This is a genomic window from Mycobacterium sp. GA-0227b (genome assembly GCF_001499855.1).
GTDB lineage: Bacteria > Actinomycetota > Actinomycetes > Mycobacteriales > Mycobacteriaceae > Mycobacterium.
Genome location: NZ_LQIK01000002.1, coordinates 15,557 through 28,273 on the forward strand (window position 1 = coordinate 15,557; position 12,717 = coordinate 28,273).

Annotated in this window: 12 protein-coding genes; 10 read left to right on the plus strand and 2 right to left on the minus strand. The window is 67.7% G+C overall.

Annotation, left to right across the window (positions count from 1 at the left end; all coding sequences use genetic code 11):
* The first annotated feature begins 55 nt into the window (after positions 1-55).
* The 4 genes from uvrC to whiA are packed head-to-tail and all read left to right on the plus strand — an operon-like array spanning position 56 to position 4,933.
* A complete protein-coding gene (uvrC, locus tag AU185_RS02740) occupies positions 56-2,038 on the plus strand; it encodes an excinuclease ABC subunit UvrC (RefSeq protein WP_059099976.1) in 1,983 nt (660 codons plus the stop codon).
* 11 nt (positions 2,039-2,049) lie between these two features.
* Positions 2,050-2,949 carry an RNase adapter RapZ gene (gene rapZ, locus AU185_RS02745; RefSeq protein WP_172799489.1) on the plus strand — a complete coding sequence of 300 codons (900 nt, stop codon included), beginning with the start codon at positions 2,050-2,052 and terminating at the stop codon, positions 2,947-2,949.
* Complete coding sequence (gene yvcK / locus AU185_RS02750) at positions 2,946-3,959, plus strand: uridine diphosphate-N-acetylglucosamine-binding protein YvcK (RefSeq protein WP_059156939.1); 1,014 nt, start codon at positions 2,946-2,948, stop codon at positions 3,957-3,959. Before rapZ ends, yvcK begins: the two co-directional genes overlap by 4 nt.
* Complete coding sequence (gene whiA, locus AU185_RS02755) at positions 3,956-4,933, plus strand: DNA-binding protein WhiA (protein WP_156425383.1); 978 nt, start codon at positions 3,956-3,958, stop codon at positions 4,931-4,933. The genes yvcK and whiA overlap by 4 nt, the downstream gene beginning before the upstream one ends.
* On the opposite strand, the gene AU185_RS02760 is transcribed toward whiA, so the two are convergent.
* Complete coding sequence (locus AU185_RS02760) at positions 4,930-5,328, minus strand: hypothetical protein (RefSeq protein ID WP_156425372.1); 399 nt, start codon at positions 5,326-5,328, stop codon at positions 4,930-4,932. The two genes, whiA and AU185_RS02760, sit on opposite strands and share 4 nt — an antisense overlap.
* A gap of 49 nt (positions 5,329-5,377) precedes the next feature.
* On the opposite strand from AU185_RS02760, the gene AU185_RS02765 reads away from it, so the two are divergent.
* From AU185_RS02765 to secG, 5 genes are all read left to right on the plus strand, one after another.
* A complete protein-coding gene (locus tag AU185_RS02765) occupies positions 5,378-6,025 on the plus strand; it encodes an ABC transporter substrate-binding protein (RefSeq protein WP_059100171.1) in 648 nt (215 codons plus the stop codon).
* Between the two features lie 79 nt (positions 6,026-6,104).
* Positions 6,105-7,127, plus strand: coding sequence for a type I glyceraldehyde-3-phosphate dehydrogenase (gene gap / locus AU185_RS02770; protein ID WP_059099981.1), 1,023 nt, complete (start codon positions 6,105-6,107; stop codon positions 7,125-7,127).
* 4 nt (positions 7,128-7,131) lie between these two features.
* Positions 7,132-8,346: a phosphoglycerate kinase gene (locus tag AU185_RS02775; protein ID WP_059099982.1), complete on the plus strand. Its 1,215-nt coding sequence runs from the start codon at positions 7,132-7,134 to the stop codon at positions 8,344-8,346.
* A 14-nt stretch (positions 8,347-8,360) separates the two neighbouring features.
* Positions 8,361-9,146, plus strand: a complete 786-nt coding sequence (gene tpiA / locus AU185_RS02780) for a triose-phosphate isomerase (RefSeq protein ID WP_059099983.1) — start codon at positions 8,361-8,363, stop codon at positions 9,144-9,146.
* 31 nt (positions 9,147-9,177) lie between these two features.
* Positions 9,178-9,411, plus strand: coding sequence for a preprotein translocase subunit SecG (secG, locus tag AU185_RS02785; RefSeq protein ID WP_019348649.1), 234 nt, complete (start codon positions 9,178-9,180; stop codon positions 9,409-9,411).
* A 12-nt stretch (positions 9,412-9,423) separates the two neighbouring features.
* Here secG and AU185_RS02790 read toward each other — a convergent pair whose 3' ends face one another.
* Positions 9,424-9,789, minus strand: coding sequence for a hypothetical protein (locus tag AU185_RS02790; RefSeq protein WP_059099984.1), 366 nt, complete (start codon positions 9,787-9,789; stop codon positions 9,424-9,426).
* A gap of 128 nt (positions 9,790-9,917) precedes the next feature.
* On the opposite strand from AU185_RS02790, the gene ppc reads away from it, so the two are divergent.
* The gene (ppc, locus tag AU185_RS02795; protein ID WP_059099985.1) at positions 9,918-12,716 is read left to right on the plus strand and encodes a phosphoenolpyruvate carboxylase; all 2,799 of its coding nucleotides are present in this window, start codon (positions 9,918-9,920) and stop codon (positions 12,714-12,716) included.
* Position 12,717 lies beyond the last annotated feature (1 nt).

Sequence of the window (12,717 nt, forward strand, 5' to 3'; positions counted from 1 at the left end):
ATCACTCGACGGTAGTGGATCGGGGACGTCGTGACGCGGCAGTAACCTGGAATCCGTGCCCGATCCAGCGACGTACCGACCCGCCCCCGGGTCGATCCCCGTCGAGCCGGGCGTCTACCGGTTCCGCGACCCGCACGGCCGGGTCATCTACGTCGGCAAGGCGAAGAGTCTGCGCAGTCGGCTGAACTCCTACTTCGCCGATCTGGTGAACCTGGCCCCCCGCACACGGCAGATGGTGATGTCGGCGGGCAGCGTCGACTGGACGGTGGTCAACACCGAAGTCGAGGCGCTGCAGCTCGAGTACAACTGGATCAAAGAGTTCGATCCGCGATTCAACATCCGGTACCGGGACGACAAGTCATACCCGGTGCTCGCGGTCACGCTCAACGAGGAGTACCCGCGGCTGATGGTGTACCGCGGGGCGCGGCGCAAGGGTGTCCGCTACTTCGGTCCGTACTCGCACGCCTGGGCGATCCGCGAAACCCTCGACCTCCTCACCCGCGTGTTTCCAGCTCGTACCTGCTCGGCGGGAGTGTTCAAGCGGCACAGGCAAATCGACCGGCCGTGCCTGCTGGGCTACATCGACAAGTGCTCGGCTCCGTGCATCGGCCGGGTCGGTGCCGACGAACATCGCCAGATCGTCCTCGATTTCTGCGACTTCCTGGCGGGCAAGACCGACCGGCTGGTCCGCGACATGGAACAGCAGATGACCGAGGCCGCCGAGGAATTGGATTTCGAGAGAGCCGCGCGCCTGCGCGACAACATCGGTGCGCTCAAGCGGGCGCTGGAGAAGCAGGCGGTGGTGTTCGGCGACGGCACTGACGCCGACGTGGTGGCCTTCGCCGACGACGATCTGGAAGCCGCCGTGCAGGTCTTCCACGTCCGCGGTGGCCGGGTGCGCGGCCAGCGCGGCTGGATCGTCGAGAAATCGGGTGAGCCGGGCGAAACGAGTCAGGAACACTTGGTGGAACAGTTCTTGACCCAGTTCTACGGCGAGCAGGCCGAATTGGACGGCGCCGCCGACGAGTCGACGAATCCCGTGCCGCGCCAAGTGCTGGTCCCGTGCCTGCCGGGCAACGCCGACGAGCTGGCGGCCTGGCTCACGCAGTTGCGGGGGTCGCGGGTGATGCTGCGCGTGCCACAGCGCGGCGACAAGCGCGCGCTCGCCGAGACGGTCCGCCGCAACGCCATGGACGCGCTCACGCAGCACAAGCTCAAGCGGGCCGGTGACTTCACCGCGAGAACCGCTGCGCTGCAGAGTATTCAGGACGCGCTCGGGCTCGCCGACGCACCGCTGCGCATCGAATGCGTCGACATCAGCCATGTACAGGGCACCGATGTGGTGGCCTCGCTGGTGGTGTTCGAAGACGGTCTTCCACGTAAGTCCGATTACCGGCACTACGCCATCCGGGAAGCCGCGGGCGAGGGCCGTTCCGACGATGTGGCGTCGATCGCCGAGGTGACGAGGCGGCGGTTCTACCGTCACCTGCACGATACCCAGCACCCGACCGAGCTTGCGCCGGAAGGAAAATCGCGCAAGTTCGCCTATCCACCCAACCTGTTCGTCGTCGACGGGGGTGCACCCCAGGTCAACGCCGCACAGTCGGTGCTCGACGAACTCGGCATCACCGATGTCGCGGTGATCGGACTGGCCAAGCGGCTGGAGGAGGTGTGGGTTCCGTCCGAACCCGACCCGCTGATCATGCCGCGCAACAGTGAAGGGCTCTACCTCCTGCAGCGCGTGCGGGACGAGGCGCACCGGTTCGCGATCGCCTATCACCGCAGCAAGCGGTCCAAGCGGATGACCGCCTCAGCGCTGGACTCGGTGCGCGGTCTCGGCGAGCATCGCCGCAAGGCACTGGTCACCCATTTCGGCTCGGTGGCCCGACTCAAAGAGGCGTCCATCGAGGAGATCACCGCGGTACCGGGTATCGGCGTCGCCACCGCCAGGGCCGTACTGGACGCACTCGGCGTCCCGCCCGAAAGCGACGCGCCCGAGGCGGCGATCGGCCATGATCGGAGCAGGGTATCGGGATGACGGACCAAGGGATGCACGAGGACCTCCGCGACGAGGCGAACGCCGACTCGGATATCGACGTGGTCCTCGTCACCGGATTGTCCGGCGCGGGAAGGGGCACCGCGGCCAAGGTGCTCGAGGATCTCGGTTGGTACGTCGCGGACAACCTTCCGCCGGAGCTGATCGCGCAGATGGTCGAGTTGGGGCTCGCGGCGGGTTCGCGGATCACCCAACTGGCCGTGGTGATGGACGTGCGGTCGCGGGGGTTCACCGGCGATCTCGACTGGGTGCGCAACCAGCTGGCCGCCCGGAACATCACGCCGCGGGTGGTGTTCCTGGAGGCCTCCGACGACATCCTGGTGCGCCGCTACGAGCAGAACCGCCGCAGCCATCCGCTGCAGGGCAATCAGACGCTGGCAGAAGGTATTGCGGCTGAGCGGGCGCTGCTGGCCCCGGTGCGCGCATCCGCCGATCTGGTGATCGACACCTCAACACTGTCGGTGCCCGCGTTGCGCGAGAGCATCGAACGCGCCTTCGGCGGTGAGACCGTCGCGCACACCAACGTCACGGTGGAATCTTTCGGCTACAAGTACGGGCTGCCGATGGACGCCGACACCGTGATGGACGTCCGATTCCTGCCGAACCCGCACTGGGTCGACGACCTGCGTCCGCATACCGGGCAGCATGCCGCGGTCCGCGACTACGTTCTCGGGCAGCCGGGTGCGGGGGAGTTCCTGGACACCTATCATCGGCTGCTCGACGTAGTCATTGACGGATACCGTCGCGAGGGGAAGCGATATATGACCGTCGCCATCGGATGCACCGGCGGCAAACATCGAAGCGTGGCGATCGCCGAGGCGCTGGCGGCGCGGCTGCAGGCGGGTGAGGACCTGACGGTACGGGTACTGCACCGGGATCTGGGCCGCGAATGAGTTCCCGCATCGTGGCACTCGGCGGAGGACACGGGCTGTACGCCACGCTGTCGGCCGCTCGCCGGCTCACCCCGCACGTCACCGCGGTCGTCACCGTCGCCGACGACGGCGGCTCGTCGGGACGGCTGCGCAACGAACTCGACGTGGTGCCACCCGGTGACCTACGAATGGCGTTGGCGGCGTTGGCTTCCGACAGTCCGCACGGTCGGCTGTGGGCCACGATCATCCAGCATCGCTTCGGCGGCAGCGGTGCGCTCGCCGGCCATCCGATCGGCAACCTCCTACTGGCCGGGCTCAGCGAAGTGCTCGCCGATCCGGTCGCCGCGCTCGACGAGCTGGGCCGCATCCTGGGTGTCAAAGGCCGGGTGTTGCCGATGTGCCCCGTTGGGCTCGGGATCGAGGCCGACGTCGCCGGTCTCGAGGCGGATCCGCGGATGAGCCGGGTGATCAGCGGTCAGGTGGCAATCGCCACGACCGTCGGAAAGGTGCGTCGGGTGCGGCTGCTGCCGGGCGACCCGCCGGCCACCCGGCAGGCAATCGACGCCATCATGGCCGCCGACCTGGTGGTCCTCGGTCCGGGTTCGTGGTTCACCAGCGTCATCCCGCATGTGCTGGTGCCCGACATGCTGGCGGCGTTGCAGGCGACAACCGCGCGCCGAGCACTGGTGCTCAACCTGGTGGCCGAGCCGGGGGAGACGGCCGGCTTCTCCGTCGAGCGGCACATCCACGTGCTGTCGCAGCACGCGCCGACCTTCACCGTGCACGACATCATCGTCGATGCGAGCCGGGTGCCCAGTGAACGCGAACGCGAGCAATTGCGGCGCACCGCGACCATTCTCGATGCCCGAGTTGAGTTCGCTGACGTCTCCAGACCTGGTACACCTTTACATGACCCGGCGCGGTTGGCCGCGGCTCTGGACGGGGTTCGCCTTCGCGGCGCAGCACCACCGGAGCCGACCGTGCCGACGCCGACGATGAACGGACCGAGAGGTGACGACCCGTGGCGATGACAGCCGAGGTCAAAGACGAGTTGAGCCGGCTGGTCGTCAATGCGGTCACCGCCCGCCGCGCCGAGGTGGCCTCCCTACTGCGCTTCGCCGGCGGGCTGCACATCGTCTCGGGGCGGGTGATCGTCGAGGCGGAGGTCGACCTGGGCATCATCGCCAGGCGGCTGCGCAAGGACATCTACGACCTGTACGGCTACAACGCGGCGGTGCACGTTCTGTCGGCCAGCGGCATCCGCAAGAGCACGCGGTATGTGGTTCGGGTGGCGAACGACGGTGAGGCGCTGGCCCGCCAGACGGGCTTGCTCGACCTGCGCGGCCGACCCGTGCGCGGGTTACCCGCCCAGGTCGTCGGCGGCAGCGTGGCCGACGCCGAAGCCGCCTGGCGGGGAGCGTTTTTGGCGCACGGGTCACTCACCGAGCCGGGCCGGTCGTCGGCGCTGGAGGTCAGTTGCCCGGGCCCGGAGGCGGCGCTGGCGCTGGTCGGTGCGGCCCGCCGGTTGGGGGTCAGCGCGAAGGCCCGCGAGGTGCGCGGCACCGACCGCGTCGTGGTGCGCGACGGCGAGGCGATCGGCGCGTTGCTGACCCGGATGGGCGCGCAAGACACCAGGCTGACGTGGGAGGAGCGCCGGATGCGCCGCGAGGTGCGCGCGACGGCGAACCGGTTGGCCAACTTCGACGACGCGAACCTGCGTCGCTCGGCTCGGGCGGCCGTCGCGGCCGCGGCACGGGTGGAGCGGGCGCTGGAGATCCTCGGCGACACGGTGCCCGACCATCTGGCCGCGGCGGGCAAGCTGCGCGTCGAGCACCGGCAGGCGTCGCTGGAGGAGCTGGGCCGGCTGGCCGATCCACAGATGACGAAAGACGCTGTGGCCGGTCGCATCCGGCGATTGCTGTCGATGGCCGACCGCAAGGCCAAACAGGATGGCATCCCCGACACCGAGTCGGCCGTCACGCCGGACCTGCTCGAAGACGCTTAGGTTTCCGCCGAGCGCATCGTTTTCAGCATCGCCTGATCCTGCTGCGACAACTCCTGCAACAGGTTCGCGAGTTCGCTCTCGGCGCGGACGAATGTCTCGAATGCGCGAAGCGCCGCCGTGTCCGACATCGCGGCTTCGTCGTGTGCCGCCATGGGCAGGCTCCGGTAGTCGGCCATCTCGACGGCAATACCGGACAACCGGTCGGCGACGTCGCGGTGCGCGGTCACCAACGCCGCGTACGCGTCGAGTTCCCTTCTCGCATCCGCGTCGGCGGGGTCGAGCGCCCTCATGTGCGCCTCGAGAACGCGTGCTTGCGCGTGCAGCGCTTCGCTGAGCTTGCCGGGGATGACGGCCCGCGCCGCCAACCCTTGGCCACAGGTTGATGGTTCTTCCATACCCGGAAGTTTCCACCCGATGCGTAGCCACCTCAAATACGGTGGATTCATGGAGACGCTGAGGGTCGCGACGGCCATCCCGTATCCGCCTTTTATCAGCGACGAGGGCGGCCTCGACGTCGACCTGATGCACGCGCTGGGCGAACACCTCGGCGCCACAGCCGAATTCGTGGATCCAGGGTCAGCCTACGACTGCGTCACCGGCACCACGGTCACCTCGGAGGCCGACATGCTTCCGCCGTACGTGATCAGCGGCCAGGCGCTGGCCGTCGACGCCCGGCGCTCGCCCCGGGTGCGATCCGTCGACGACCTCGTCGGGCTGACCATCGGCGTGCGGCGCGGCGACACCGGCCAGTCGATCGCCGACCGATTGGCCGCCGACGGCAAGGCCGGCGCCGTCCGCAGCTACGACTCCATCGTTTCGGCGCTGACCGACCTCGGCACCGGCGCGTGCGACGCGGTCATCGCGCTCGCGCCCGTCCTCACCGAACTGGTCAGGCCGATACCCGGCGTGGACGTGGTTCAGCGCGGCCTCTCCACAGAGGACATCGCGATTGCCGTCGCCCCGGGCGACCAGGCGTTACTCGGGCGGCTGACCGTGGCGCAGGCCGAGTTGGAAGCCGACGGCACGCTGCAACGAATTCGCCGCGAATGGCTCGGCAACCCGTACACGGACCAGAGCTTGACTGTGCACTGACCAGGTCGCACGTGGCCGCTATCACACCACTAGGCTGGCCTCTGAGCACCACACGTTGAGGCGACTGAGGGAGAGACCAGTGACCATCCGGGTAGGCGTTAACGGCTTCGGCCGCATCGGGCGCAACTTCTACCGGGCGCTCGAGGCGCAGAAGGCCGAAGGCAAGAGCACCGACATCGAGGTGGTCGCCGTCAACGACCTCACCGACAACGCCTCGCTGGCGCACCTCCTGCGCTTCGACTCGATCCTGGGCCGGTTCCCCAAGGAGATCAGCCTCGAGGGCGAGGACACCATCGTCGTCGGCGATAACAAGATCAAGGCGCTGTCGGTCAAGGAGGGCCCGGCGGCGCTGCCGTGGGGGGATTTGGGCGTCGATGTCGTAGTTGAATCAACGGGCATCTTCACCAAGCGCGACAAGGCGCAGGGCCACCTGGACGCGGGTGCCAAGAAGGTCATCATCTCCGCGCCGGCCAGCGACGAGGACATCACGATCGTGCTGGGCGTCAACGACGACAAGTACGACGGCAGCCAGAAGATCATCTCCAACGCGTCGTGCACCACGAACTGCCTTGGCCCGCTGGCCAAGGTCCTCAACGACGAGTTCGGCATCGTCAAGGGGCTGATGACCACCATCCACGCCTACACCCAGGACCAGAACCTGCAGGACGGCCCGCACAAGGACCTGCGCCGGGCGCGCGCGGCCGCCATCAACATCGTGCCCACCTCGACCGGCGCCGCCAAGGCCATCGGACTGGTGCTGCCCGAACTGAAGGGCAAGCTCGACGGCTACGCGCTGCGGGTGCCGATCCCCACCGGGTCGGTGACCGACCTGACGGCCGAGCTGTCCAAGACGGCCAGCGTCGACGAGATCAACGCCGCGTTCAAGGCCGCGGCCGAAGGTCCGCTCAAGGGCATCCTCAAGTACTACGACGCGCCGATCGTGTCCAGCGACATCGTGACCGACCCGCACAGCTCGCTCTTCGACGCGGGGCTGACCAAGGTCATCGACAACCAGGCCAAGGTCGTGTCGTGGTACGACAACGAGTGGGGTTACTCGAACCGCCTCGTGGACCTCGTCGCGCTGGTCGGCAAGTCGCTGTAACGCCGTGGCGATCAGGACGCTCGAAGACCTTCTGGCAGAAGGTGTTTCGGGACGGGGCGTGCTGGTCCGGTCGGACCTCAACGTCCCTCTCGATGATGACGGCGACATCACCGACCCCGGACGGATCACCGCTTCGGTGCCGACACTGAAGGCGCTCTCCGATGCGGGGGCCAAGGTAGTCGTCACCGCGCACCTCGGCCGTCCCAAAGGGGGCCCGGACCCGAAGTACTCGTTGGCTCCCGTCGCGAAGGCATTGGGCGAGCAGCTCGGTCGGCACGTGCAGCTCGCCGGTGATGTCGTCGGAACCGACGCTTTGGCCCGCGCCGAAGGCCTGACCGAGGGCGACATCCTGCTGCTGGAGAACATCCGCTTCGACGCCCGCGAGACCAGCAAGGACGACGCCGAGCGGCTGGCGCTGGCGAAGGCATTGGTCGAACTCGTCGGCGATGACGGCGCTTTCGTCTCCGACGGTTTCGGCGTGGTGCACCGCAAGCAGGCGTCGGTGTACGACGTCGCGAAGTTGCTGCCGCACTATGCGGGCACGCTGGTGGCCGCCGAGGTGAAGGTGCTCGAGCAGCTGACCAGCTCGACGGACCGGCCGTACGCCGTCGTGCTGGGCGGATCCAAGGTGTCCGACAAGCTCGCGGTCATCGAATCGCTCGCCGAGAAGGCCGACAGTCTGCTCATCGGCGGCGGGATGTGCTTTACCTTCCTTGCGTCCCAAGGTGTTTCGGTGGGTACCTCGCTGTTGGAAGAGGGCATGATCGACACGTGCCGCAAGTTGTTGGACACCTACGCCGACGTGATCCATGTGCCGGTCGACATCGTGGTGGCCGACAAGTTCGCCGCCGACGCGACGGCCGAGATCGTCGCGGCCGACCGGATTCCGGAAGACAAGATGGGCCTTGACATCGGTCCCGGCTCGATCGAGCGGTTCACCACGCTGCTGTCCAACGCCAAGACCGTCTTCTGGAACGGTCCGATGGGGGTTTTCGAGTTCCCGGCGTTCGCGGCGGGCACCAAGGGCGTCGCCGAGGCGATCATCTCCGCGACCGCCAAGGGCGCGTTCAGCGTCGTCGGCGGCGGCGATTCGGCGGCCGCGGTGCGGCAGCTCGGCCTCGACGAGGACGGTTTCTCCCACATTTCCACCGGCGGCGGGGCGTCGCTGGAATACCTTGAGGGCAAGAAACTGCCCGGCATCGCTGTCTTAGAAGAGTGAGAGGTGCTCGAGTCGTGAGCCGCAAACCGCTGATCGCCGGCAACTGGAAGATGAACCTCAACCACTTCGAGGCGATCGCGCTGGTGCAGAAGATCGCGTTCGCGTTGCCGGCGAAGTACTTCGACAAAGTCGACGTCACGGTGATTCCGCCGTTCACCGATCTGCGCAGTGTGCAAACCCTCGTCGACGGCGACAAGCTGCTGCTGACCTACGGCGCGCAGGATCTCTCCGAGCACGACTCGGGCGCCTACACCGGCGACATCAGCGGTGCGTTCCTGGCCAAGCTCGGCTGCACGTACGTGGTCGTCGGCCACTCCGAGCGGCGCACCTATCACCACGAGGACGACGCGATCGTGGCGGCCAAGGCGGCGGCCGCCTTCCGTCACGGGCTGGTGCCGATCGTCTGCATCGGTGAGCAGCTCGAGGTCCGCGAGGCCGGCAACCACGTCGAACACAACGTCGAGTCGCTGCGCGGCTCGCTGGCCGGCCTGTCGGCCGAGCAGATCGGTCAGGCGGTGATCGCCTACGAGCCGGTGTGGGCGATCGGAACCGGCCGGGTCGCCAGCGCCGCCGACGCGCAGGAGGTGTGCAAGGCGATCCGCGACGAGCTGGGCAAGCTGGCCACGCCGCAGCTGGCGGCGGGTGTTCGCGTGCTGTACGGCGGCTCGGTGAACGCGAAGAACGTCGGCGAGATCGTCGCGCAGGAGGACGTCGACGGGGCGCTCGTCGGCGGGGCGTCGCTGGACGGTGAGCAGTTCGCCACGTTGTCGGCCATCGCGGCCGGTGGGCCCCTGCCGTAGTCATACCGGCCGATTAGGTAGTCTTGCGGCCATGGAATTGGCCCTGCAGATCACCCTGGTGGTGACCAGCGTCCTGGTCGTGCTGCTGGTGCTGCTTCACCGCGCCAAGGGCGGCGGCCTGTCCACGCTGTTCGGCGGTGGCGTCCAGTCCAGCCTGTCGGGGTCGACGGTGGTGGAGAAGAACCTGGACCGGTTGACGCTGTTCGTCACCGGCATCTGGCTGGTCTCGATCGTCGGCGTCGCGCTGCTGATCAAATACAGCTGATCCGGCTCCGCGTCAGCCGATCGCCGGACCTATCGGCACTATCGGCGTGGGCAGGGGCGTGCGCGGCGGCTGGCCGGGGTCACCCTGCACCTCGGGCAGGTCGCCGGTGACCGGCCCCGACGGCAAGCCGCGCGGCCCCTGCTGCGAACCCTGGCCCTCGGCGGGCGGCGCGGTGCAGCCGTTCGGGTCTGACGGCAACGTCGGTACCCCGCCGGAGTCGATGCAGCACTGCCATTGCGGCTTGGTCGTGTTCTGGATGCAATTGTCGTACTCCTCGATATCCCAGGTGTTGTCGATCGGGGCGGCGCTGGCGATGCCGGGCAGCACGAACGCGATGGCCGTAGCGCAGAGGGCGCCCGGCAGGAGGTGGTATGTCATTGGTCGGCCCTCCTTGATGGTGATCTATAAAGCGTGCACCCAACCGGGCCGGCGGTGGGCGTTTGAGCAAATCCGGACTGAATTTCCCCCGATCTGCGGCCCGCTGCCGCGGCGCCGATACTTGAGTCATGGCTGACGTCGCCGGACTGGAACCGATAGGCGCGGTCAGGCGCACCCGGGTGGGCCGCGACGCCACCGAGCCGATGCGCGAGGACATCCGGCTGCTCGGCGCGATACTCGGTGACACCGTGCGCGAGCAGAGCGGCGAGGAGGTGTTCGACCTCGTCGAGCGCGCCCGCGTGGAGTCGTTTCGGGTGCGCCGCTCGGAGATCGACCGCGGGGCGCTGGCGCGCATGTTCGACGGCATCGAGATCCGCCAGGCGATCCCCATCATCCGCGCGTTCACCCACTTCGCGCTGCTGGCCAACGTCGCCGAGGACATTCATCGGGAACGTCGCCGCGCCGTGCACGTGGCGGCCGGCGAGCCCCCGCAGGACAGCAGCCTGGCCGCCACTTACGCCAAGCTCGACTCGGTCGATTTGGAGCCTGGCGCCGTCGCCGAGGCGCTTGCGGGGGCGTTGGTGTCGCCGGTGATCACGGCTCACCCGACCGAGACCAGGCGTCGCACGATCTTCGACACACAACACCGCATCACCGAACTGATGCGGCTGCGGCTGCACGGCCACGCTGCCACCGACGACGGTCGCGACATCGAGCACGAACTGCGTCGCCACATCCTCACGCTGTGGCAGACCGCGCTGGTTCGGTTGTCCCGGTTGAAGATTCAAGACGAGATCGAGACCGGTCTGCGCTATTACCCGGCCGCGTTCTTCGAAGTCATCCCACAGGTGAACGCCGACGTGCGCGCGGAACTACAGGATCGCTGGCCCGATGCTGGGCTACTCGACGAGCCGATCGTGCGGCCCGGGTCGTGGATCGGCGGCGATCGCGACGGTAATCCGAATGTCACCGCAGAGGTGGTGCGCCTTGCCACCTCCAACGCCGCGTACACGGCGCTGGACCACTATTTCGCCGAGATCACCGCGCTGGAAGAGGAGCTGTCGATGTCGGCGCGGCTGGTCCGGATCAGCGACGACCTCGCCGCGCTGGCCGCCCGGTGCGACGAGCCCGCGCGCGCCGACGAACCCTACCGGCGAGCGCTGCGCGTGATCCACGCCCGCCTCACGTCGACGGCGCAGGAGATCCTGGACCAGCAGCCGGAACACGAACTCGACCTGGGTCTCGAGCGCTATCAGACGTCCGCCGAACTGCTGGCCGACCTGAACGTGGTCGACGAGTCGCTGTGCGCAAACGGCAGCGCGGTGCTGGCCGACGACCGGCTGGCACGGCTGCGAGAAGCCGTGCACACGTTCGGTTTCCACCTCTGCGGTCTGGACATGCGGCAGAACTCCGAAGTGCACGAGGAGGTCATCGCGGAGCTTCTCGCCTGGGCCGGTGTGCACCCGGACTACCGATCGCTGGCCGAGGAGGAACGGATCCGACTGCTGGCCGGGGAGCTGGCGACTCGGCGGCCGCTGGTCAAGGAGGGTGCGGCCCTGTCCGAACTGGCCCGCAAGGAACTCGACATCGTGGACGCGGCCGCGCGGGCAGTGCGGGTCTTCGGGCCGCAGGCGGTGCCGAACTACATCATCTCGATGTGCGAGTCCGTTTCGGACATGCTGGAGGCCGCCATTCTCCTCAAGGAGGCCGGCCTGCTCGACGTGTCGGCTGAGCAGCCGTACGCCCCGGTGGGCATCGTGCCGTTGTTCGAGACGATCGACGATCTGCAACGGGGATCGTCGATCCTCGAAGCGGTGCTGGATCTCCCGGTGTACCGATCGATCGTGTCCGCGCGTGACGACAGCCAGGAAGTGATGCTCGGTTACTCCGACTCCAACAAGGACGGCGGCTATCTGGCGGCGAACTGGGCGCTGTACCGCGCCGAACTCGATCTGGTGGAGTCGGCGCGCAAGACCGGAATCCGGTTGCGCCTCTTCCACGGTCGCGGCGGCACGGTCGGCCGCGGTGGCGGCCCGAGCTACGACGCCATCTTGGCGCAGCCGCCGGGAGCGGTGAACGGATCGCTACGGATCACCGAACAGGGTGAGGTGATCGCCGCCAAGTACGCCGAGCCGCAGATCGCGCACCGCAACCTCGAGACATTGGTGGCCGCCACCCTGGAGGCCACGCTGCTCGACGTGGAAGGCCTCGGCGACGCCGCCGGCCCCGCCTACGAGGTGCTCGACGACCTGGCAGCACGCGCCCAGCGGGCATACGCCGAATTGGTCCACGAGACACCGGGTTTCGTCGACTACTTCAAGGCATCGACACCGGTGAGCGAGATCGGCGCACTCAACATCGGCAGCAGGCCGTCGTCGCGCAAGCCCACGACCTCGATCGCCGATCTGCGGGCGATTCCATGGGTGTTGGCATGGAGCCAATCGCGGGTCATGCTGCCCGGTTGGTACGGCACCGGTTCGGCGTTCGAGGAGTATGTGGGTGAGGGCCCGGAGAAGGAAGCTCGGGTCGAGGTGCTGCAGGACCTGTACCGGCGGTGGCCGTTCTTCCGCACTGTGCTGTCGAACATGGCACAGGTGTTGGCGAAGTCGGACCTGGGATTGGCCGCCCGCTATTCCGAACTCGTCGAGGACGAAGAATTGCGGCGCCGGGTTTTCGACAAGATCGTCGCCGAGCACGACCGCACGATCCGCATGCACAAGCTCATCACCGGCCAGGACGACCTGCTGGCCGACAATCCGGCGCTGGCGCGTTCGGTGTTCAACCGCTTCCCGTACCTGGAACCGCTGAACCACCTTCAGGTCGAGCTGTTGCGCCGCTACCGTTCCGGCGACGACGACGAACTCGTCCAGCGGGGAATCCTGCTCACGATGAGCGGGTTGGCGACCGCATTGCGCAACAGCGGATAGC